This window comes from Nonomuraea salmonea (genome assembly GCF_042428605.1).
In the GTDB taxonomy this organism is placed as follows: Bacteria; Actinomycetota; Actinomycetes; order Streptosporangiales; family Streptosporangiaceae; genus Nonomuraea; species Nonomuraea salmonea.
The window spans coordinates 210703-232436 of the sequence record NZ_JBHMCF010000061.1 but is presented as its reverse complement, the minus strand read 5'-3'; the positions used below and the strand labels follow the sequence as shown (position 1 = coordinate 232436).

18 protein-coding genes are annotated in these 21734 nt (G+C 72.1%); 5 read left to right on the top strand and 13 right to left on the bottom strand.

Annotation, left to right across the window (positions count from 1 at the left end; all coding sequences use genetic code 11):
- Window positions 1–32: 32 nt before the first annotated feature.
- Window positions 33–1163: an FAD-dependent monooxygenase gene (locus ACFFR3_RS48515; RefSeq protein WP_379485400.1), complete on the bottom strand. Its 1131-nt coding sequence runs from the start codon at window positions 1161–1163 to the stop codon at window positions 33–35.
- Between the two features lie 119 nt (window positions 1164–1282).
- Between ACFFR3_RS48515 and ACFFR3_RS48510 the strand changes: the two genes are divergently transcribed.
- Both ACFFR3_RS48510 and ACFFR3_RS48505 read left to right on the top strand, forming a co-directional pair.
- Window positions 1283–2176, top strand: a complete 894-nt coding sequence (locus ACFFR3_RS48510; RefSeq protein ID WP_345406507.1) for a LysR family transcriptional regulator — start codon at window positions 1283–1285, stop codon at window positions 2174–2176.
- Between the two features lie 48 nt (window positions 2177–2224).
- The gene (locus ACFFR3_RS48505) at window positions 2225–2362 is read left to right on the top strand and encodes a hypothetical protein (RefSeq protein ID WP_345406504.1); all 138 of its coding nucleotides are present in this window, start codon (window positions 2225–2227) and stop codon (window positions 2360–2362) included.
- A gap of 93 nt (window positions 2363–2455) precedes the next feature.
- Here ACFFR3_RS48505 and ACFFR3_RS48500 read toward each other — a convergent pair whose 3' ends face one another.
- From ACFFR3_RS48500 to ACFFR3_RS48450, 11 genes are all read right to left on the bottom strand, one after another.
- A complete protein-coding gene (locus ACFFR3_RS48500; protein ID WP_379485399.1) occupies window positions 2456–3589 on the bottom strand; it encodes a thiopeptide maturation pyridine synthase in 1134 nt (377 codons plus the stop codon).
- On the bottom strand, window positions 3577–4566 hold the full coding sequence (locus ACFFR3_RS48495; RefSeq protein ID WP_364375148.1) for a lantibiotic dehydratase C-terminal domain-containing protein: 990 nt from the start codon (window positions 4564–4566) through the stop codon (window positions 3577–3579). The genes ACFFR3_RS48500 and ACFFR3_RS48495 overlap by 13 nt, the downstream gene beginning before the upstream one ends.
- Window positions 4563–7187 carry a lantibiotic dehydratase gene (locus ACFFR3_RS48490; protein WP_379485398.1) on the bottom strand — a complete coding sequence of 875 codons (2625 nt, stop codon included), beginning with the start codon at window positions 7185–7187 and terminating at the stop codon, window positions 4563–4565. Before ACFFR3_RS48490 ends, ACFFR3_RS48495 begins: the two co-directional genes overlap by 4 nt.
- Before the next feature lie 120 nt (window positions 7188–7307).
- Window positions 7308–7487: a thiopeptide-type bacteriocin gene (locus tag ACFFR3_RS48485; protein WP_355413690.1), complete on the bottom strand. Its 180-nt coding sequence runs from the start codon at window positions 7485–7487 to the stop codon at window positions 7308–7310.
- Between the two features lie 39 nt (window positions 7488–7526).
- Window positions 7527–9068: a SagB family peptide dehydrogenase gene (locus tag ACFFR3_RS48480; protein WP_345406486.1), complete on the bottom strand. Its 1542-nt coding sequence runs from the start codon at window positions 9066–9068 to the stop codon at window positions 7527–7529.
- A gap of 23 nt (window positions 9069–9091) precedes the next feature.
- Complete coding sequence (locus tag ACFFR3_RS48475) at window positions 9092–10996, bottom strand: TOMM precursor leader peptide-binding protein (protein ID WP_379485397.1); 1905 nt, start codon at window positions 10994–10996, stop codon at window positions 9092–9094.
- Window positions 10997–11030: 34 nt separating this feature from the next.
- On the bottom strand, window positions 11031–12968 hold the full coding sequence (locus ACFFR3_RS48470; RefSeq protein ID WP_379485396.1) for a hypothetical protein: 1938 nt from the start codon (window positions 12966–12968) through the stop codon (window positions 11031–11033).
- Between the two features lie 343 nt (window positions 12969–13311).
- Window positions 13312–14061, bottom strand: a complete 750-nt coding sequence (locus ACFFR3_RS48465) for an SDR family oxidoreductase (RefSeq protein WP_345406468.1) — start codon at window positions 14059–14061, stop codon at window positions 13312–13314.
- A gap of 17 nt (window positions 14062–14078) precedes the next feature.
- On the bottom strand, window positions 14079–14666 hold the full coding sequence (locus ACFFR3_RS48460) for an NADPH-dependent FMN reductase (RefSeq protein ID WP_345406465.1): 588 nt from the start codon (window positions 14664–14666) through the stop codon (window positions 14079–14081).
- Window positions 14663–15277: a DsbA family oxidoreductase gene (locus ACFFR3_RS48455; protein ID WP_379485432.1), complete on the bottom strand. Its 615-nt coding sequence runs from the start codon at window positions 15275–15277 to the stop codon at window positions 14663–14665. The genes ACFFR3_RS48460 and ACFFR3_RS48455 overlap by 4 nt, the downstream gene beginning before the upstream one ends.
- Before the next feature lie 8 nt (window positions 15278–15285).
- Window positions 15286–16776 (bottom strand): MDR family MFS transporter, encoded by a 1491-nt coding sequence (locus tag ACFFR3_RS48450; protein WP_379485395.1) that lies wholly within the window; start codon window positions 16774–16776, stop codon window positions 15286–15288.
- An 86-nt stretch (window positions 16777–16862) separates the two neighbouring features.
- Between ACFFR3_RS48450 and ACFFR3_RS48445 the strand changes: the two genes are divergently transcribed.
- Entirely contained in the window at window positions 16863–17639 is a 777-nt protein-coding gene (locus ACFFR3_RS48445; RefSeq protein ID WP_359534758.1) for a TetR/AcrR family transcriptional regulator, read from the top strand.
- A gap of 220 nt (window positions 17640–17859) precedes the next feature.
- Here ACFFR3_RS48445 and ACFFR3_RS48440 read toward each other — a convergent pair whose 3' ends face one another.
- Window positions 17860–18405, bottom strand: a complete 546-nt coding sequence (locus tag ACFFR3_RS48440; RefSeq protein WP_364375119.1) for a TetR/AcrR family transcriptional regulator — start codon at window positions 18403–18405, stop codon at window positions 17860–17862.
- A 182-nt stretch (window positions 18406–18587) separates the two neighbouring features.
- On the opposite strand from ACFFR3_RS48440, the gene ACFFR3_RS48435 reads away from it, so the two are divergent.
- Window positions 18588–19427: an oxidoreductase gene (locus tag ACFFR3_RS48435; protein ID WP_364375117.1), complete on the top strand. Its 840-nt coding sequence runs from the start codon at window positions 18588–18590 to the stop codon at window positions 19425–19427.
- 447 nt (window positions 19428–19874) lie between these two features.
- On the top strand, window positions 19875–21308 hold the full coding sequence (locus ACFFR3_RS48430; RefSeq protein WP_345406450.1) for an MFS transporter: 1434 nt from the start codon (window positions 19875–19877) through the stop codon (window positions 21306–21308).
- Window positions 21309–21734: the final 426 nt, after the last annotated feature.

Below are 21734 nucleotides of genomic sequence, written 5' to 3'. Positions count from 1 at the left end.
CCGGTGGGGACCGGGCCTTCGATCGCCGCCGGTCACGGCGGCCACCGTGCGGCGAAGCTGGGCGCGTAGTCCTTCAGCCTGACGAGGTGCGCGCGGGCCGTCTCCCGTGTACCGGCTGCGATCATGTCCGGCGCCTCCTGGGCGGGCATGCCCATGAAGAACCGGTCGGCGCCTTCGCGTCCTATCTGCTGGTGTTCGGCGACGAAGCCGCGCATCTCCCGCTCGTAGGCGGCGAACGCCGCCGGGTGCTCGCCGCCGGCGACGGCCAGTTCGCCGGCCAGGATGTAGGCGCCGATCAGCGCCTGGGAAGCGCCCAGGCCCGAGGCCTGCGCCGCGCAGTAGCCGGCGTCCCCGAGCAGCACCACCCGGCCCGAGGACCAGTGGCACATCTCCACCTGGGCGTTGGCGTCGAAGAAGAAGTCCTGCGCCCTGCTCATCTCCTCCAGCAGGCGCGGGATGGGCCCGCCTTCGCCGGCGAACTGCCCGGCCACGATGCGCTTGTGCTGCGCGACGTCGTCACGGTCGTAGGCCAGCGGTCCGCAGGTGAAGTGCAGCGCCGCGTGCGCCTCGGCGTTGTCGCGGATGCTGAGGATGTCGGCCGCCTTGCCCGGCATGCCGGCAAGCCGGCCGGAGCCGGGCAGGCCGAGGTCGAGGGGCAGGCTGAAGGTCGCCGTGTAGATGCCCAGGTGCCGGACGAACCGCTCGCGCGGCCCGAAGACCAGCGAGCGGGTGCCCGAGTGCAGCCCGTCGGCGCCGGCCACCAGGGCGAAGCGGCGCGGACGGCCACGTTCGAAGGTGACCCGCACGCCGTCGGCGTCCTGCTCCACAGCGGCGATCGAGTCGCCGAGGATGTACTCCACCTCCTGGCGGGTGGCCTCGTACAGCAGGCCGATCAGCTCACCTCTGAGGATCTGCAGGTGGTGCGGGCTCCCGTCACGGTCCGCACGCGCCGCACCGTCCGGCCGCGTGTTCAACTGCTGAATCCGCTCCAGCAGGGCCATGCGGTCCAGCACGTCCAGAGCCTCGCCGCGCAAACCCGCCACGCCCCCGCCCGCACGCACCCGCGGGGCCCGCTCGACCACGGTGGGGGCGAAACCGTGGTGGCGCAGCCAGTACGCCAGAGCGGTCCCGGCGAGGCCGGCGCCGGAAATGAGGACGTCCATCACCCTGCTCCATCGAACCAACGAATCATGTGATTCGAGGATCAAGTACGGTGAGCACCCAGAACAATGATGAATGCTGAAAGATCACCTTCAGCGGGAGTAAACGGAGCAGGTCAGGCGTGGAACTGCGCGACATCGAGATCTTCCTGACCCTGGCCGATGAGCTGCACTTCGGCCGGACCGCCGCCCGGCTGTGCCTGTCACCCGCCCGCGTCACCCAGGCCATCCAGAAGCAGGAACGGCAGATCGGCGCGCCACTGTTCGAGCGCACCAACCGCACGGTACGGCTGACCCCGGTCGGGCGGCAGCTCCGCGACGACCTGCGGCCTCTCTACGCCGGGCTGAAGCACAGCGTGGAACGCGCCCAGCTCGCCGGCCAGGGAATCACCGGCATCCTGCGCGTCGGCATGCTGCCCGCCAACGCCCACGACCTGCGCCCCTACTGGGACGTCTTCCGCCTGCGGCATCCGCAGTGGAAGCTGCGCGTCCAGAAAGCCCAGTTCAGCGACGCCTTCGCCACGCTGCGCCGCGGTGACATCGACGTCCTGATCGCCTGGCTGCCCGTCGACGAGCCCGACCTCACCGTCGGACCGGTCGTGCTCGCCGAACCCCGGGTGCTGGCCGTCTCCACCGGCCACGAGCTCACCCAGCGCACGTCGGTCTCGCTGGAGATCGCCGCCGACTTCCAGCACCCGCAGTCCGACACCCGGCCCGGCTACTGGTACGACGCCTACATTCCCCGCGAGACCCGCCGCGGCCGCACGATCGAGCGCGGCCCCGTGGTGCACAACACCGAAGAAGCCATCACCCTCGCCAGCATGGCCGAGATCGTCGTGCTCTTCCCCTCCCACATGACCCGCTACTGGGCACGGCCCGACATCACCTACCTGCCCGTCACCGACATGGGACCGCTGCCGTACGCGCTGGTATGGCGCAGCGAAACGGACAACGAGCCCATCCGGGCCCTGGCCGAGGTCGTCCGCGACCTTGGCCCCCTCACGCCACAGAGCTGATCGCCGGGCAACAGGGTGAACCCGGCTGCCACGGCTTCGCGGTCGCCGGTGCTGCTGCAGGTGGAGGAGCACGGCGGTCACGGCGCCGGCGCGACCCGCGAGCAGGACCAGGCGCTGCTCGCCGACGTGCTGGCCTTCCTGCTGCACGCCGCCGCCCCGGCTGGGGGCGGCGGCGCCACCAGCTGAGCGGGCCGGCCAGCCGCCGGTCAGCGTCTCGAACGGCGCCGGCACGCGCCGCCGACCTGGTCGCCGAGCTGAAACGCGCACTCACCGCCTACCTCAGGAACGCGCCGCCGGCCCCGTGACGCCGGTGAAGCGGCGCAGCGCCTCCACCCCCGACACGCCGTAGACGTCCTCCACCGCGTCCGCCAGCAGGTGACAGGTCCTGAACCGGTCCAGCGGGGTGAGCCCGAGCCGCGTCAGATGCAGATACGTGTAGTTCAGCAGCACCCGATACCGCCGGAAGGCCGGGCTGCGGAAGATCGCCTCGTGGTAGGCCGGGTTGTCGAACACGAGCCGCTGCAGCTCACTCGGCTCCCGATGCGGCGCGCGCGGCTCCCCCGGCCGGCCCGCGAACGCCGCACCGGGCTCGAGCGCCGGCTGCACCAGCCGGCCGTCGTCCATCATCGCCGCGATCCGCGGCCGGTAGCGCTCCAGCAGCGCCGCCCACTCCCGCACGAACGGCACCGCCGCCGCGCCCGGGTCGTCCAGGCAGGCCACCACGTCGCGGACGCGCCCCGTCAGCGCCGCCCGCCGCTCGGCGAACACCCGCTCGAACGACGCGCGGGCCGCCGCCGGGTCGGCCGCCCACGTCAGGTACCCCTCGGCGTGCATCCGGAACGACAGGTAGCTGCGGTCGATGCGCTGCGAGGTGTGCGCGATGGTCAGCATGAGGCTCAGCGCCAGCCCCGTCCTGCCGTCCCGGCCTTCCCGTACGTGCTCCAGCATGCCGAACAGCAGCGGGGTCGCGTCGGTGTAGAACGCGGCCAGCAGCTCGGCCTCCTCGTCCGTGCCCAGGACGTGGCGGCGCGAGTCGTAGGCGGCGTCGCGGACGGAGTTGTCCGGCGGCCACGGCATCAGCGGGCCGCGCTCCTGCTCCCGCATCGCCATCAACCGGTGCCTGGGCAAACTGTCGGCCGGATCGAGCACCACCGTGGAGGGGTGCTCGCGCAGGTACGCGCCGACCACCTCGTCCACGCGCGGCCGCACCACCCGCTCCCACACCTCGGGCGCCGCCTTGACGTTGATCCGCAGGTGCGGGCCCTGCCGCCAGTGACGCAGCACGTACGCCTGCTCGATCTCGCCGCGCAACCCCTCCAGCAGCGGCCGCACCGCATCCAGCAGCAGGGCGTCCTTGTCGGGCGCGTGATAGTAGACGTGCACGCAGTGCCAGACGGGAGTCAGGGGGACCACCTCCGGGAGTCGGCGAGACCGGCCACGGCGCGGCCCGCCAGGAACGTCGTGTGCTGCTCGGCTCCGGCACGCAGCCCCAGCCGGTTGTGGAACAGATGAACGCACCGCATCAAGATCAGCGCCACCGTGCGCCGCTCGGGCGGCGCCGCCAGCGCGAGAGCGGCGTGCGGCGAACCCGGATCGCGCGGCACGCACCGGCCTTCGGCGTGCAGCACGTCCAGCTCGTCGCGCAAGGCCCGCAGCGACGCCGCCCACGCGGCCAGCAACCCGCCGGCCGACTCCGGGCCCTCCCACAACCGGCGGGTCTGGGCGAGCAGCGCCTCCTTCCGCCGCCGCCAGTCCTCCTCCACCCCGGCCGCCGCCGTCGCGGGCCCACGCATGACGGCGGCCAGGCGATGGGCGGCCGAGGGCAGATCGGGCTCACACGCGGCGACCGCCATCGTCAGCGCCGCCAGCCCGATCGCCGTACGGCGGCCCATGTCCGTACCGGCGGCCAGCACCTCCAGGGCCAGACGGCTGGAGACGGCGAAGTGACGCTCGGCGGCGGCCACACAGGCGGCGTCACCGTACGCCTCGTACTCCGGCAGGTACCCGATGAACGCCACCGTGCCCGGCTCGTGCAGCCGATCGTCATAGTCGGCACGGCGCTCACCCCTGGCCATCGCGGCGGCGAACGCCCGATACGCGGCCGCATCCACCACCGGAGACGGATGGCAGGCGAAATGCGCCGCAGCACGCTCGCGCACCAGGTTACGGACGTCCTGCTGGCGGGCGGGGTCCGGCACCTGCAGCCGCAGCCGCACATGCTGGCCGCCCTCCCAATAACGCAGGAAGAAGGCGCGGCGGATCGTCCCGCAGGCCACCAGCTCCCGCGTCACCGGCCGCACCACACCCATGATCAGCGGGTCCAGGTCGCCGAAGTGGAACAGGTGCGCGCTGACCCACCGGTCCTCGCCCGCGATCGGATGCGCCGTCATGACACCGGCCTCGCCGACAGCTGGATGACGTACTCGGTGACCCGCGCCTCATCACCGTAACGGGGCGCCTGGGAGGGGTCGGGCAGGGCCTCCTCCACCACCAGCAGCGCGCCCGGGTCGCGCAGCGTGCGCACGAAACCGGTCAGCAGCAGCAGGTCGGCGACGTCCACGTACATGGGCTTGCGGTCCTTGCTGAGCAGCCCCGCCAGCAACCCCTGACCCACATCGACGACCCGGGCGAAGAAACGGCGCGGCACCCCGTGCCCGGCCAGCCACTCGGCCAGCCTCGGCAGGTACGCCGCCTCGCTCTCCCCCTTGGCCGGCACCGGGAACACCCCGGCCCGCATCCGCCACGCCGCCCGCGCCACCGTCACCCGCCCCACGTCCACGCGCGGCCAGCACTCCACCACACCCTCCTGCGGCGGCTCACTCCGGGTGCGGAACACCCAGCCGGGCACCATCGCCGTGGACGGCTCCCCGAACACCCGCACCAGGAACTGCAGCCACGGCGGCAGCCAGTACTGAGCCGTCATGCCCAGATGCACCGGCCTGACCGGCCGCCCGGCCCCGTCCAGCAGGGCCAGGCGATCGTGCTCCCGGTCGTAGCCGACGGTGAGCTCCGCCGGCGTCACCGCCGGCAGATGCGCGTCGGGCGCGGTGAACGGGTGATCGAGCGCGACGTCCGCCGTGGCGGGCCGCACGTTGAGACCGCCGCCGGCCAGGCCCCGGCACTCGGCCACCAGCACGTCACCCTGCGCCGCCCGCAGCTCCTCGACGGGCGGCGCCTCACCGCCGGCCAGCGCGACCAGCCGGTGCAGCCGCGACAGGCCGCGCCCGTACCCGGCGGAGACCGAGTTGACGACGGCCCGCACACCGGCCGCCTCCGGCACCGCCTGCACGTAGCAGCAGATGGAGCCGGGCGGCCGCACGAAGCCCGGCCAGCTCTCCGCCAGCGCGGCCAGGCGGCCGGCCGTGACATCCACCACCGGCACCTCACCGCTCGTGCGGGGTCCGGTCCCGGCCGGGCCGGGTGGCGTGGCGTCCGTGATGGGGCCTGCGCCGAGGCGGTCCCAGAAGCCGCGCCGCAACTCGGTCAGGCGTCGCAGGCCGGCCGGCGGGTCGACATCGGGCAGGGCGCGGGTGCCCGCGACCGGGTCGCGCAGCATCGCCCGCAGCAACTCCCCGCCCGCGCCCGGCGCGCCGCTGTGAACGTCGCGGTACAGGGCCATCGCGTGCAGGCGGCTCGTGGGGCCGTACCGGTCCACGAAGTACGCGGCGGCGGCCACCTTGACGGGCAGGTCAGGGTCGAACAGGCCCAGCAGCCCCCGCAGCGCGTCGAGGTCGTCGCACACACCGCGCCAGGCGGAGGCGTTCAGCCGCCCCGCGACACCGGGGATGACCGCGCTGTGCCACAGCAGGTTCTTCTCCGGCAGGGACGGCCCCGGCGGCAGCACCTCCCGCAGCGCCGCCCGTACGACGCCGGAGCTCCTCGCCGGCTCGGCCCGCAGCGCCTGCGCGACCCGGGAGACGGCCAGCGCGTACGGGGCCGCCCCATCGGCCGCCAGCCACGACGCCAGCTCCCCCATCGGATCAGGCCCCTGCTCGTCATACGGCGGCACATACTCCACAAGCCCCGCCTCGGCCAGCGGCTCGATCCCCGGCGCGGCGGCCAGCGTGGCGTCGTCCCGCCGCCGCACCCAGTCCAGAGCCTGCCGCACCTGCGCCGTCGCGGGCACCGACGACAGCGGCTCCCCAGGCCCTGGGCTGAGGAACCACACACGCTCCCCGTCATCGGCCGCGGACGGATTCACCCGCAGCCGAGCCCGCTCACGCACCCGCCGATGCCGCGTCAGCACCGCCCACAGCGGGCGCAGGACCGCCCGGTCGAGCTCGGCCATGACCAGCCAGGACGGCTCACCGCCCGTGGCCACCGCCGGCCCGTCCGTCTCCCACCGGCCCAGCCCGCCGGCCGTGAACGTCGCGTACGGACTCGTCTTGACACTCGCCCTGGCCAGATAACGCGCCAGCCGCAACACCTCCTGCCGCTCCGGCGGCCGCCCGCCCAGCCACGCCTCAAGCCGATCGGCCAGCACCGCGCTGCCCTGCGCCAGCCCGTGCCGGAACCCGGCATCCGACACCGCCTCCCGCAGCACCCCCGTCTTCTCCCGCGCCTCCTCGGCCAGCACACCGGGAAGCGCCGCCCGCAACTCGTCGGCGCGCCGCCGCAACGCCGTCCACGCCCCGATCCTGGCCGCCAGGCCCGCCGGCAGCGCGCCCAGCACCTCGGCGGACACCGCCCGCCCGCCCAGGCGCCGGCCCGCGAACACCGCGCGCCGCAACGCCACCAGCCCGGCACGCAGCGGCCCCGCCGCCACACCGCCGATCACCTCGTGCAACGGCTCCGACAGCTCCGCGCCCTCCCGCCGCAACCGGGACGACACGTCCGCCAGCTCGTCCACCAGCCGCCACGTACGGGTGCACCGCATCCGCTCCAGCCCCGCCACCGGCAGCCCCGCGACACGGACCGCGACAACGGGCGACAGGGCATAATCGGGGTCAGCGAGCCTTGAAGAGTCACCGTCCCCCGCGACGGGGACGGCGGCGTGCGCTATCTGGGTCAAAGGAAACGCGCTCCTCGAAGGGGTTCGTCAGGGGCCGAGGGCGCTCACGGCACGGGCGCCCTCGGCCCTGCTCGTCATCCCGGTGGCCGCGGCGGGCTCACCGGAGGACCGGCACCGGCGCTACAGCTCCGGAGCCCAGCAGCTCATCGCCGTCAGGTACGACGAGCAGTAGCCCGGCGACGACGACGCCCCGGTCTCGATGCTGCCGTGGCCCTCGGCCACGATGGAGTCGGCCGACACGACGTCGATCGAGTCGACCTCCAGGCCACGCAGGTCGAGCTTCAGGTTCTCAGCGGACATGTGCACTTCTCCTTCTGCTGTGTATCCGTCGAAAAGGGGTCACGCTGGTCGGTCGGGCGGCATCACCTCCTGGCTGATGAGGCCGTGGATCGGGCGGGTCACCAAGGGCCCGCCGGTCGGTGGGGTGCCCATCACCAGGAACGACAGGCTCCTCAACGGGCTCGCCGCGAGACCGAGCACCTCGTCGGTGGTCTCGTTCGCGCCGTCGGAGTGGATGCGGGCCGCCAGGCCCAGCGCGGTGGCGGCCAGCGCCGCCCGCTGGACGATCAGGCCCGCCTCCATCTGCTGCATCCGGTACCAGCGGTCACCGAACGCCGGCGCGCCCGCCACCGGGTCGCCCACCGGGATCAGGACGGCGGCCGCCCCGCGCAGCGCCACCTGCGTGTTCGGCAGCAAAGGGCCGGTGGTCACCGCGTCGATCGGGATCGTCGCGGGCGGCTCGTGCAGGGTGTGGCCGGCCGGGTCGTACCAGTAGGCGGCGCACGGCAGGCCGTCCACCCGCAGCGACAGCAGGCACAGGGCCGTGGCGGCCGGGCCCTTCGCGGTGCCGGGCAGGTCGGACGGGTAACCGGCGCAGGCCGCCCGCAGCACCGCGCCGAGCGCCCCGCCCCCGAGCGGGACCGGGCGGTAGCCGGCCAGGGGCGAGGCACGGCGCTCCCCACCGGGCTGGCGCGGCATGGGCGCGGGCTCAGGGGCCGGGCGAACCGCACGCGCGGGCGGGACAGGCGGGACAGGCGGGACAGGCGGGTCCGACGCGTGAGGGGCCGCGAGCGTGCACGCCCGGTGCAGGGCCGCGGCGAGCCCGCCGGGCATGGGCCGGGGAAGGGGCGTGCTCTCGTCCGCCGCCGGACGCGACACCAGCTCATCGAGCGACGGCGGCTCAGCCCGCGAGTCCTTCGTGGAAGGCAAGGACAGGGTGAGAGCGGCCAGGGTCGCTTCGCGGGCACCGTCGAGACCGAGCAGCCGATCCACCTCGCCGTCGGCGAACCGCAACTGCGCCCTACCCGCCAGCCCCAGCCGCCCGGCCACGGCCAGCGCCTGCGCGATCAGCACCCCGGTCTCCTGGCAGACCAGCCGGTAACCGAAATCTCCGTACTTGAACATCGACCGCCAGAACACCGCCGACAGCACGACCACCACATCCGCCCGATCACCACCGCCGAGCAGCCCGGTCAACGCCGGGACATGGTCGCCGCCCCGGACCCGCTCCACAACGTGGTGCACCGGGTCATAGTGGTACAGCGCGGCGGGCAGGTGCGGCTCCCCCGCGGCCACGTACGCCTCCACCGGGTACAGACCCCCGCCCGACGGGGCGGGCCGGCCCGCGAGCAACATCGGGGGCCGCCCCAAAGGCCGGCCGCCGTCGCCGAGGTGGTGGGACCAGACGATCCGGGTCAGGCCGAGCAGGTTCCGCAGCAGCTCGCCCACCAGGTGGTTCCAGGAGAGCGGCACCCGTTCAGCGCTCGGGTAACGCTTGTGGCGGGTCGGGGCGGCGGCCCAGTCGATGTCCAGCGGCCGCCGCTTCCGCATCGCGGCCAGGTAACGGCTCGTGGCCGCGCCAGGCGCCGTCGTCGTGCGCACGCGGGCCTCCTCTCGGTGACCGGTCACGGGAACGGGTGCGGGTAGGGGTTCAGCTCGTCGGGACGTAGGTCGCGATCCCGATGACCGAGGAGCCTGGGCAGGGCGAGCAACCGCGGCAGGCCGTGGACACGCCGATAGCGGTGACCGAACGTCATGGAAAGCGTCCCCGGCACGATGACCTTCGCCGCGAACATGCCCGCCGCCCGCGCCTCGGGCGAGGTGATGTCGACGGCGATCACGTCCAGCCCCGTCGCCAGGTAACGACCGGCCAGCTCCGCCACGTCCCCGCAGAGGTCCTCGTGACGAGGCCAGGCGGCACGGGCCCTGATCTCCGGCAAAGACAGCGCGGGCCCGTCCACCGGCAGGAAACCCAGCCTGCCCGCCGCGTCCGGGTGCGCGCAGGCAAGAGGATGGTGCTCCAGCAACCGCACCTCCTCGGAGTCGGCCACCAGCCGCGCCGACGCCTCGGGATCGTAGCGTTCGAGATGGCCGGCCAGCATAGGGCTCACATCCTCAAGCGCCCGGCGCAGCGCCCGTTCCGGGTCGAGGTGCGAGGCGGAACCGCACAGCGCGTACGGACGCCCCGGCCCGCCCAGCGCGTCCACCGCCATCACCCAGAACACCGGCACCCGCTGCTCCATCAGCGCCGCGAACGCGTGCACGTCGTAGCCAAGCCGGTCACGTACCCGCTGGGCGAGCATCGGGATGCGCCGATCCGCCGCCGAACCGAGATCCACCCGCGGGACGGGCATCCGCGCATACCAAGTCGCCAGCGCCGCATCACGCTCGGCCACCTCCAGCAGCCCGTACAGCACCGCCTCCGCCGGATGACCACCCAAGGCGCAGCCGTTCGAGCACTCGTAGGCGAAACCGAGGTCGTTCCTCGGGCGGGGCCCGAAGAACGCATAGCTCTCCGGCACCAGCACCGGCGCGTCCCGGCCGAACGAATACCCCCACACCCAGGTCGTCGGACGCTCCGGATCGAAACGGGTGAACAAAAAGCCCGGCCGGTCGTACCAGTCGTCCGGATACAAACCCAGCAGACGCGGATCGAGCGCCCGATCGGCGATCTCGCTGTACGCGGCACGGACACAGGTCCGGCGACTACGCGGATGGATGCCCGCGATCCGCTCCAACGCCTCCGCGATCGCGGTCGCCCGCGCCGAGGCGAAATCATCACTGCGGCCATAACCGTGATGGCTCTCGTGCTCAGTACGCGACGGGCTCAGCCGCGCCACCGCCATCGGACCGCCACCACGCTCCTGCGCCACCACCGCCTGCACGATGCCCGTCTCCGCATCCACGAACAACCGCTCCAGCCGCGCGCCGTCGATCTCCCCCACCCTGAACGTCCCAGGATCCGGCTTCTGCGCCGGGCGCGGCACGTACCGACCGGCCTGCGGCCCGTCGTCCGCCCGCACGCCGCACTCGGGGCACAACGGATCCGGCAGGAACGCGTGCCGCCGCACCGCACCGCTCGTCAGCCGCACCCGCAGCAGCGCGCCGACCGTACGCGCGGAGCCAGGATCCCGCCGCAACCGGCGCACCTCCTCAGCGACCAGCGCCGCGACCGTCCGCGACACCAGCGGCGTGAGCAGCGTCGTCGCCCGCGACTCAAGGTCGCCGCCCCACTTCGCCCGCAGAGCATCCCGGGCCGGCGCATCAGGACGGTTACCGGCCCGCCGACGCGCCACACACGTCGGGCAACCGGGCCGGCCCGGACGCACAGCCGGACCCACCAGCACCCACCCGGCCTCGACCCGCACCGGCAACCACGGCACCCCACGCTCCACCGCCAGCCTCGCCACCGCCGGATACGGCCGCACGTCATCGGCATCACTCGCCACGACGATCGCAGCCCCGGCCGGCTCGGCCGCGAGCGCCCGCCTGATCGCCCCATGCAGCCGCCCCTCCCCCAGGACGGTCACCAGATCAGGATCCGCGACGGACCCCATGACGGCCTCAGTCATCGACCAGAACGACTCGAGCCACGAACGGCAACCGCCGCGACACCTCAGGATCACCGTGCAGCGGCACCGCAACAGGCACCTTCCCGATCCGCCGCAACGCCCCGGCCATCACCCTGACGGCCTCCACCGGATCACCACCCGGCGGCCACAGGGGATGAACCCTCCCCCCAAGCGCTGGGGACTGCCACCGCAGCAGCAGCCGCTCCAGCCCGTCCCGGATCGCATCGGTGAGCGTAGGGCCGACGGACACCAGCACCTCCTGACCGGGAACCGCGAGCGCGACGCCGGGCACCCCGAGCACCGCGGTGTGATCACGAACGTCCGGGCTCCCACCCGCGAGGGCAAGCTGCCGCATCAACGCCTCAACCTCAAAATCCTGCGACGGCTCGATCGAGGTCGCCGTCCGAGCGGGTGGCGATCCGTTCGAGAGGCGGCCGCGCAGGAGATCCTCGCAGTGGGCCCGCAGACCGGCGGCCACCGCCTCCATCCAGCTCAACCCGGCACCGGTCCCGACCGGCGGCCCCGACCCGTCCTGTAGGGTGCGAAGGCCGGTGAAGCGCACGCCGCAGGGCAGACCATCGGGCAAGGCCACCCCCCGGACCGACCCCTCCCCCTCGGTGCGCAGAGCCAGCACGCCGTACGTGGCCAGCGCGGCGAGCAGACAACGCAACCGAGCCGTCCGCTGATCGGCGCCCCAGCCGAACGCCTCCCGCGCCGGCGCCCAGCCGGGCAGCACACCCAACGGATCAGAGACCACCGCCCGACACACCGCCACCGGCGACTGCACCAGCGCCCCCTCCTCCAGCATCCCGAGCACACCCAGCCGGGAGTCGACCAGCTCAGCGGTGAGCGCGAGCAACCCGTCCACCTCGACAGCGGCCACCGCCTTCTCCGCCGCAGGAACCCCGTCATGCGCGGCGAGCGCCTCCGCCAGCTCTTCGACCGCATCAGAGCCGCCCCCTTGAACACCGGAGGCGCGGGGGTGAGCCAGGAAGCGGTGCGGAAGCGTGTCGAGAGTGCGCAAATCCACCCGGATCAGCTCACGCTCCGAGCCCGTGTCGAGCCCCGTGACGCGGCTGAAGCAGGCCAGCGCCACGATCGCGGCCACCACCGTGGGCACCGGCCCCATCAGCAGGTCCTCGCCGGGCGGGGCCGGGGACGCGGCGGGCAGGCCGGCGAGCCGCTGCCAGCCCGACTCGGCCGCCGTCTCCGAGGGCCGCCCCACCGGGCCGACCCAGACCTCCGCCGGGCGGACCAGAACCTGCCCCAGCACGATCCCGGCCGCCTCACAGGCTCGGGCCGCCGCCACCAGCTCATCGAGGTCCGCGCTCACCTGGAGCACGATGTCGGCGCTCTCCGCGATCGCCCGGATGCCGCCGGAGAGGGACAGCGTACGGATCTCCTGAAGAGGATCACGGCGAGCGGCATCAGCAACCCGCCGCACCCGCTCGAACCCGTCCCGCTCAGAGCTGGAGGCGATCACTGTGACGTGCCGCCATCCCGACCCCACACACGCCTCCGCCAGCGCCTCCAGCAGCGGCCCCGCACCCACCAGCGCCAGCCGCGCGCGCCGGATCCGTTCGAAGCGCTCCTCCGGCGAGTCGAGCGCGTAGCCGATGAAGGCGATCTCCTCCGCGTACGCCCCCAGCTCCATCTCGCTCAGCCCGTGGGCGCCGGCCTGCCGGGCGTCCACCACGAAGCGCCACTCGGCGAGCTGCCCCACCAGCCGCTCGACCATGGCCTTCCGGTCGCCGGACAGGTTCGCGGTCAGCTCGCCCAGGGTGTGGTGGCCGGTCAGCGCGGGGGCCAGCCGGGTGAGCCACGCGTACGCCTGCCGCCCGCGCAAGGTGCACGCACCGTAGTCGCTGTGAACGTAGGCGCCGTCGGGGCATTCGACGAACCGTACGTCGTCTCTAAGCTGCGGTCTCATCGCCGAATCGGCTTTTGGGAGCGCTCCCATGAAGTGGATATTACGAACGGAAAGCCTTTATGTAAACCCCATATCACCCCTTTAAAGGAAGTCCGATGCCGGTTATAATCCTCAATTCCCACTAACGGTCACGGAATGTCACTTACCGAAAAAGAGTCACCGTGCTCCGCGCCGGCACCACCACCAACTGGCACCATCTCCAGTACGGCGAACGCGTAGAAAGACCGACAACCCAGGGGCACTCGAGGGCGCCTCCTGGTTGTCGGTGGGGGTACGGGCGGAGCCCGTGCCTTTGTATGGATGGGTTTGCGAAAACCCGGCGCCTTTACAAAGTAAGTTACGACTACATGGTCGTCCCGCCTGAGGCGTCGAGCCGATGGCCGGTGACGTAGCCGCTGTCGTCGGAGGCCAGGAAGGCGACCGTGCCGGCCACGTCCTCCGGCGTGCCCAGCCGGCCCAGGGGTGTCTGGGACGTCAGCCAGGCCAGCGCCGGGCCGACCAGCCGCCCTTCGTGCATGTCGGTGTCGATGACGCCGGGCGCCACGAGGTTGACCGTGATCCCCCGCGGCCCGAGCTGCTTGGCCAGGGCGACGGTCATGACGTCGAGCGCGGCCTTGGACATGGCGTAGTCGATCGCCCTGGGCATGGCCGCTCCCCTGGTCAGCATGGTGCCCACGGTGATGATCCGCCCGCCGTCGCGCAGCCGCGGCAGGGCCTGCTGGGTGATCAGGAACGGGGCGGTGGTGTTGACCGCGAACAGGCGCTCCAGGCCCTCGCGGGTGACGCCGTCGATCTCGCTCTGGTCGCCGAGGATGCCCGCGTTGTTGACCAGGATGTCCACCCCGTCGGCGTGCGCGTCGAAGGCGGCCCACAGGGCCTCTGCGTCGCCGGGCGCGCCCAGCTCGGCCTGGACGGCGAAGGCCCGTCCGCCGGCCGCTTCGATGGCGGCGACGGTGTCCTTGGCGGCGGCGTGGTTGGCGCCGTAGTGCACGGCCACCCGGGCGCCTTCACGGGCCAGCCGGGTGGCGATAGCGCGCCCGATCCCCCGGCTCGCCCCGGTCACCAAAGCCGTCTTGCCGGTCGATCTCGTCATGGGAATGCCTTTCTGTGTCATGCGGTGTAGGGGGTGGTGGTCTTGGCGTCGCGCAGCACGCGCGCCCACCAGGTGACCTGGTCCAGCAGGGTCTTGGCGGCCGCGGCCGGGCCGACCCGGTCCTTCGGCTGTCCGTTGCCGTCGAAGCACTCCCAGGCGCCGTGGAAGCTGACGGTGTCGCGGGTGGTGACGGCGTGCAGCTCGGCGAAGACGGCGCGCAGGTGCTCCACCGCGCGCAGCCCTCCGGAGAAGCCGCCGTAGGAGACGAACGCGACCGGTTTGGCGTGGAACTGCTGGTTGTGCCAGTCGATGGCGTTCTTCAGCGCGGCCGGGTAGCTGTGGTTGTACTCAGGGGTCACCACCACGAACGCGTCGGCGGCCGCCAGGCGCGGGGTCAGCCCGCCCAGGGCCGCCAGCACCGGCGCGGGCGCGGACGCCGACGGGGCCGCCCCGCCGAGCGGCACCTCGGCCAGGTCGATCACGTCGACGTCCAGGTCGGGGCGGGACCCGGCCTGGCCGGCGAACCAGTGGGCCACGGTCGGGCCGAAGCGGCCCTCGCGGACACTGCCGACGATGACGGCCAGCCGCAGCGGGTCGGTGATCACGATGTTTCTCCCTTCGTGGTGGCGGCCTGTCGCAGGGCCGCCAGCAAGGTCGTCTCGCTCTGGGATCCGGTGAGAGGGGGCAGGTTCTCGATGAGGAAGACCGGGACGCCGGTGATGCCGAGGCGGCGTACGCGATCAAGCCGGGCGCGCAGCTCGGCGGCGGGCACGTGACCGGTGGTCATGCCGATCTCGGCGGCCAGCCGGGCGAGCGTGGCGGAGTCTCCGACGTGCAGCCCGTCGGTGAAGTGGGCGCGGAACAGGCGTTCTGCCATGAGCTCTGCCTTGCCCTGCAGGGCGGCGTCGGCGATGAGGCGGTGGGCGTCGAAGGTGCCGGTGGCGATCGCCTTGCCGTACTCCAGCCGCAGGCCCTCACCGGCCACGCGTTCCGCGAAGGCGAGCGCGCCGGCGGCGGCTTGCGGGCCGAAGGTCTGCTCCAGGACCTCCAGCAGCGGACGCCCGTCGGCAGGAGCGCCAGGAGCGAGCTCGAAGGGCAGGAACTCGACCGTCACCGGCACGCCCTCGGCCCTGAGCCGGTCCGCGGCGCGGGTGAAGCGGGTGAAGCCGAGATAGGAGTGGACGCAGATGACGTCCATCACGAGGTGGACTCGCATCAAGTGCCTCACGCTGCCGCGGGGGCGGGCTCGGCCGACGGCGTACTGTCACGCAAGGGGACCTCGCGGATGAACCAGGCCAGGACGAAGGCGAGGGCGCCCAGCGCGGCGGCCCCCAGCGCCATGGCGTGGACGCCGTCGGAGACGGCGACGCGGACCGCCTCCCGCGCGGCCGGCGCGAGCCCGCCGAGCGCCTCGGGCGTCAAGGTGATCCCGCCCGCGGTCTCCGCGCCGAGGCGGTCGATGAGCGTGTCCTGCAGCCGGGCGGTGTAGAGGGCGCCCAGGGCGGCCACGCCCAGTGAGGCGCCCATGGTGTGCCAAAGGGTGACCGAGCCGCTGGCCGCCCCCATGTCGCGCGGCTCGGCGGTGTTCATGGTGATGATCGTGGTGGACTGCATCAGCAGGCCCACCCCGGCGCCGCCGATCAGCGTCAGTGCGGAGGCGAGCGCCAGGTCGGCGCCGGGCCCCAGCACGAGGAGCGCGAGCATCCCGGCCGTCACGGCGGCGCCGCCGAGGAGCGGATAGATCCGGTAGCGGCCGGTGCGGCTGATCAGCCGGCCGCTGCCGATCAGCACGGCGACCATGCCGAGCATGGCGGGCAGGATCAGCAGGCCGCTGGCGATCGGTGAGGCGCCGTGGACGAGCTGCATGTACTGGGGCAGGAAGGTCGCGGCCACCACCATGCCGACGCCGCCGAGGAACCGGATGACCTGGGCGAGGGTGAAGTTACGGTCCGCGAACAGGCGCAGCGGGACGATCGGCTCGGCCGCGCGCCGCTCCACCACCAGCAGGACGACCACCGCCGCCAGCCCGATCAGCACCAGGGCCAGGATCACCGGCGAGGTCCAGGCGTACCGGGTGCCGCCCCAGCTCGCGACCAGGCTCAGCGCGACCAGGGCCACCGTCAGCAGCAGCGCCCCGAGGTAGTCGATCCGGGCCCTGATCCGCCGGCGCTCCAGCCGGATCGCACCGATGAGCAGCAAGGCGACCACACCGATCGGCACGTTCACGAAGAACGCCCATCGCCAGCCCACGTCGGCGAACAGCCCGCCCAGCAACGGCCCTGCGATGAAGGCGATCGGCATCATCACCCCGAACAGCCCCATCAGCCTGCCGCTGTGCCGGGGCGGCACCAGCTCGCCGATCAGCGCCAGAGCGCCGGTCATCAGCCCGCCCGCGCCCAGCCCCTGCACCATGCGGAAGCCGACGAGCTGGATCATGTCCTGCGACATCCCGGACAGCGCGGACCCCAGCAGGAACACCGCGATCGCGGTCATGTAGACGACCTTGCGGCCGTACAGGTCGCCGAGTTTGCCCCAGATCGGTGTCGAGGCGGCCATGCAGATCAGGTAGGCGGTGGCCACCCAGGAGAAGTACTCCAGGCCGCCGAGGTCCTTGATGATCGCCGGCAACGCGGGGCCGAGCATCATGCCGTCCAAGGGCGCTGTGATCATGCCCAGCAACACGCCGAGCACTCCCCAGCGGAGCGATTTTTCCACGCTTCCTCCAATTCGCGTACCTCGTACGAGAAATGGACCATAACCATTCAGGTACCATGTACGCAAATAGCGGCGGAGGGACGCGCATGGCCGACGAGAACGTGACCAGCATCTGGATGCAGCCGGAGGTGCACGTACGCTCCGGCCCCGGGCGGCGCCCCGGCTACAGCCGCGAGCAGATCACCCGCACGGCCGTCCGGATCGCCGACGCCGAGGGCGTCGAAGCCGCCACCATGCGGCGGATCGCGGGCGAGCTGGGCACCGGCGCCATGTCGCTCTACCGCTACGTCCCCCGCCGCGACGACCTGTTCGACCTCATGATCGACCTGGCGATGAGCGAGATCGAACTTCCCGACGGCCCCTCCGGCGACTGGCGCGCCGACCTGACGCTGCTGGCCGAGCGGACCCGCGCCACCGGCCTGCGCCACCCCTGGCTGATCACACTGCTCACCAGCCGCCCCACGCTCGGCCCCCACCTGCTGCGCGTGCACGAGTACGCGCTCGGCGCCTTCAACGGGACCGGGCTCGACATCGACGACGTCACCGGCTTCGCCGGCATGCTGGACGACTACGTCCACAGCGCGATCCGGCGCGAGATCGGCTGGCAGGAGGAGGCCCGCCGCACCGGCCTCGACCCCGAGCGCTGGAAGCGCGACTACATGGGCCCCTACGTCCGCCACGTCGTCGCATCCGGCGCCTTCCCCCTGTTCAACCGATCGATCCTCGACTCCCGCACCGCCCACCTCTCCCCCGAGGAACGCTTCCGGCAAGGACTCGACCGCATCCTCGACGCCATCGCCGCGCTCATCCCCGCCACGGACCCCGGGGCGCCGCATGCCAGGAGATACGACGCGCAGGCGTGACGACATGTTGACCGGACCGACGGGGGACGACACCGACAGGTAGCTCGCAGATCCGGATGTGCGGAAGCGCCCCGGACCGATCACGGTCCGGGGCGTTCGCACGCACCCAGGCGAGTTGTCGCATCCGCAGGGCAATCCGCACGGCTGACGAGAGTGAGAACCGTCGATGGGCGAGTTGTCGGAGGCCGCCTTCGGCCACCGCGGCCGGGCCGGTCGGTCGTCAGGTGGCGCCGAGACCGCTGAGGAAAGTGCCGGCGACGACGTCGGCTGCTTGCGGGGGGTCCATGGCGGGGAACTTGTGGGCGGCCGCGTCGACGAGTCCGTCGAGGACCGCCCGCGCCCAGGCAGCGTCGGTGCCGGCGCGCAGGTAGCCCTCGTCGATGGTGCGGCGGACGAAGGCGTCGAGCCGGGCGCTCTGCTCCTGGCGACGGATGTCGGCCTCGGGGTCCTTCTGCATCATGCGGCGCGTGTCGACAGGCCATTGACGGCTGACGGGGATGATCCCTTCTAGGTAGCGGTGGAGGGCGACCGGAACAGGGGCCTCGGTGAGGCGCGCCTCGTCCAGGACCTGTTCGGCGGAGTCGAGTTTGGCCTGGAAGACGGCACTGAGCAGCGCCTCGCGGCTGGCGAATCGGCGGTGGACGGTGGTGCGGTCCACTCCCGCGGCGGCGGCGATGGCCGCCATCGAGGCGCCCGGGTCCTCGGCCAGCAACTGGGCTCCGGCCTGGAGCACAGCGGTGAGGTTGCGTGCGGCGTCAGCTCTCATGATCTGGAGATTCTACGTCCAGTGGTCACTAACGGCACGACATCCAACGTGCAAGTCGCACCACCAATACAAAATGCAACTTCTATGTTGTAGTAATCAGAGATACCGCTACCATGGAGTGGCAAGCCAGCGCTGGAGCGCTGGGAGAACGACGAAACGACGCACAAGAAGAGGGATGCGCTATGTCACGGACTTGGCTGATCACCGGCGGCTCGCAGGGGCTGGGCAAGGCTCTGGTTCTCGCGGCGCTGAGCGCCGGCGACAGGGTGGTGGTGACTTCTCGAAGGCCGGAGAAGCTGAACTCCTTGCAGGCCGAGCACCCTGAGCGACTGATGGCGGTGGCGCTGGACGTCACCTCCCCGTCCGACGCCCGGGACGTGGTGGCGACGGCGGTGGAGCAGTTCGGTTCGATCGATGTGCTCGTGAACAACGCCGGTTACGCCACCAGCGGCTCGATCGAGGACTTTCCAGAGGACGAGTTCCGCGCGCAGGTCGAGGCGAATCTGTACGGCGTGGTCAACCTGACCCGGGCGGTGCTGCCAGTGATGCGGGGCCGGCGGTCCGGGCACATCGTGCAGATATCGTCCATCGGCGGACGCGTGGGCGGCACGCCCGGCCTCAGTGCCTATCAGACCGCGAAATTCGCCGTCGAAGGGTTCTCCGAGGTGCTGGCGAATGAGGTGGCCCCGTTCGGCGTCAAGGTCACCATCGTCGAGCCCGGCGGTATCCGCACCGGCTGGGCCGCGGGCGCGGCGGAGCCGTCCGGTCCCGTCACCTCCGACTACGAGGAGACGGTCGGCGCGTGGCTCGCGACGTTCGCCGAGTACGCCGGCAACGAGCCGGGTGACCCCGACCGCATGGCCCGCGCGGTCATCGGCGCGGTGGAGGCGGCGAAGCCCCCGCGTCGGCTGCTCCTCGGCAGCGATGCCCTGGAGATCGCCATCAGCGCCGAGGAGGCGCGCCTCGCCGAGGCGCGCGAGTGGGCCGAGGTCAGCCGCTCCACGGACTACCCCACCGCCTGATCACTTCGTTCCGGTGATGCGCCCGCACGCTCGGGCACCATCGGGAGCTGCCCGACCACCGGAGGTCGGCACAACCACGGGAGCGCGACTGCCCGACCCCCGGAGGCCGACGTAACCACCGAAGGCCGGCTCAGCCGGCCTGGTCGCAGCGCCTGCCTGTCCTTCGACATGACCGCAGGGCGGCTTCGCCCAGATCCGCGCGCGCCGGACGGGCCCACCCGCGAAACGGCCCACCGACGACACGGGCCCACCCGCGGCACGGCCCGGCCCGTCCGGCCCCCATCCGGCCCACTGCGTCGCACACCGGCGGTAGACCTTCGGTCCCGCCCATGAGATGCCGGCCCGCACGAACCCGGCCAGGCCCCCCGAGCCGTGGCCGCCCGAATCACCGCGTGCGACTGCTCCCGGCGCCCTTCGCCATCCTTCCGTTCCCCGGAGAGTCATTCCATGCCCCGCAAGTCGCCCCGCCTCACCTTCGCGGTCCTCGCCAGTGGCGCGGGCGTGTTCTCGATGCTGCAGTCGCTCATCGCGCCGGCGTTGCCGACGATCCAGCACGCCCTGCACACCTCTCAGTCCACCACCACGTGGGTGATGACGGCCTATCTGCTGTCCGCCTCGGTGTTCACCCCGATTCTCGGCCGCGTCGGCGATCTGCTCGGCAAGACGCGCACGCTCGTCGCCGTCCTGGCGGCAGTGCTCGTAGGGTGCCTGCTCGCGGCGCTGGCACCCACCATCGGCGTCCTGATCGTCGCCCGTGTCGTCCAGGGCATCGGCGGAGCGGTGTTCCCGCTCTCGTTCGGCATCATCCGCGACCAGTTCGAGGCCGGCCAGGTCAGCGGCAGCATCAGCAACCTGTCCGCCGTCATCGCCGCGGGCGGCGGCGTCGGCATCGTCGCCGCCGGGCCCATCGTGGCCGCGCTCGACTACCGCTGGCTGTTCTGGATCCCCGTCGCCATCGTCGCCGTCACCGCCCTCATAGCCGCGCGCTGCATCCCCGAATCGCCTCACCGTGCGCAGGGACATGTCAACTGGCTCGGCGCGCTGCTGCTGTCCGGCTGGCTTGTGGCACTGCTCCTGCCGGTCAGCCGGGGCAGCCGGTGGGGCTGGAACTCCGCCTCCGTGATCTCGCTGTTCGCCGCGGCCGTCGTCCTCTTCGGCCTGTGGCTGCGCGCCGAGTCACGCAGTCCGAGCCCGCTGATCGATCTGCGCGTTCTGCGCACGCGGCCGGTGTGGACCACGAACACGGCCGCTCTGCTGTTCGGCGCCGGCCTCTCCTCGGTCTGGGCCTTCCTGCCGGGCTTCGTGCAGACGCCGAGTTCGGCCGGATACGGCTTCGGTGCGAGCGTCACCGCATCCGGGCTGCTCATGCTGCCCATGCTGATCGCCATGTTCGTCGCCGGTGTCCTCAGCGGCCACCTGGAGCCACGGCTCGGCGCCAAGCACCTGCTGATCGCCGGTTCGGGCCTCGCCGCACTCGCATGCGCCATCCTCGCCCTGTTGCATGACGAGCAGTGGCAGATCGCCGTCGCAGCGGGAGTCTTCGGCCTCGGCGTCGGCCTGGCCTTCGCGTCCATGGCCAACCTCATCGTCAGCAGCGTGCCCGCCGAGCAGGCCGGCGCCGCGACCGGCATGAACGCCAACCTCCGCTCCATCGGCGGAGCCATCGGAACCGCCATCATGAGCCTGCTCGTCACCAGCCACCTCGCGCACACCGGCCTGCCCAACGTCTCCGGCTACACCCACGGCTTCTCGGTGCTGACCCTGCTCCTCGTCGGCGCCGCGCTCGCCGCGGCCCTCGTGCCCGTTCGACACGCCGCCCACACGCCGGGCCGAGCGACCGACAGCCCTGACCCGCAGCCGGATGCGGTCACCCGGGCCTGATCAACGGAACAACCGAACAATCACGACAGCAACGGCACATCGCGACCGTTCAGCTCGAAGAACGCGCCGTCCAGGCACAGCAGAGCATGGCTGTGGCGGGCTGGAGGGTGTCTGAAAAGCCGGTCATGGCATGTGGGCTGGTAGCAGGGTGGTGGCACATTGTCGGGGGCTGGACTGCGCGGGCTGCGCACCCGTTACACGTACGAGCGCAACCGGTCCAGCTGGTCTTCGGAGAACATCCGGGTCGACATCGACCACCTCCATACCGCCCCCGGTCAGGAACCGTACGAACCGTAGCGGAAGTGATCAACGAAAGGAACCTGCCTGCATCAGTGCAGGTCAGCGAAATCCAACCAGAATTTCCCCCGAACTACGGGGAGGCCGTTAGCGTCAGCATCTCGGCCATGACCGGCCAGCAGCCTTTCT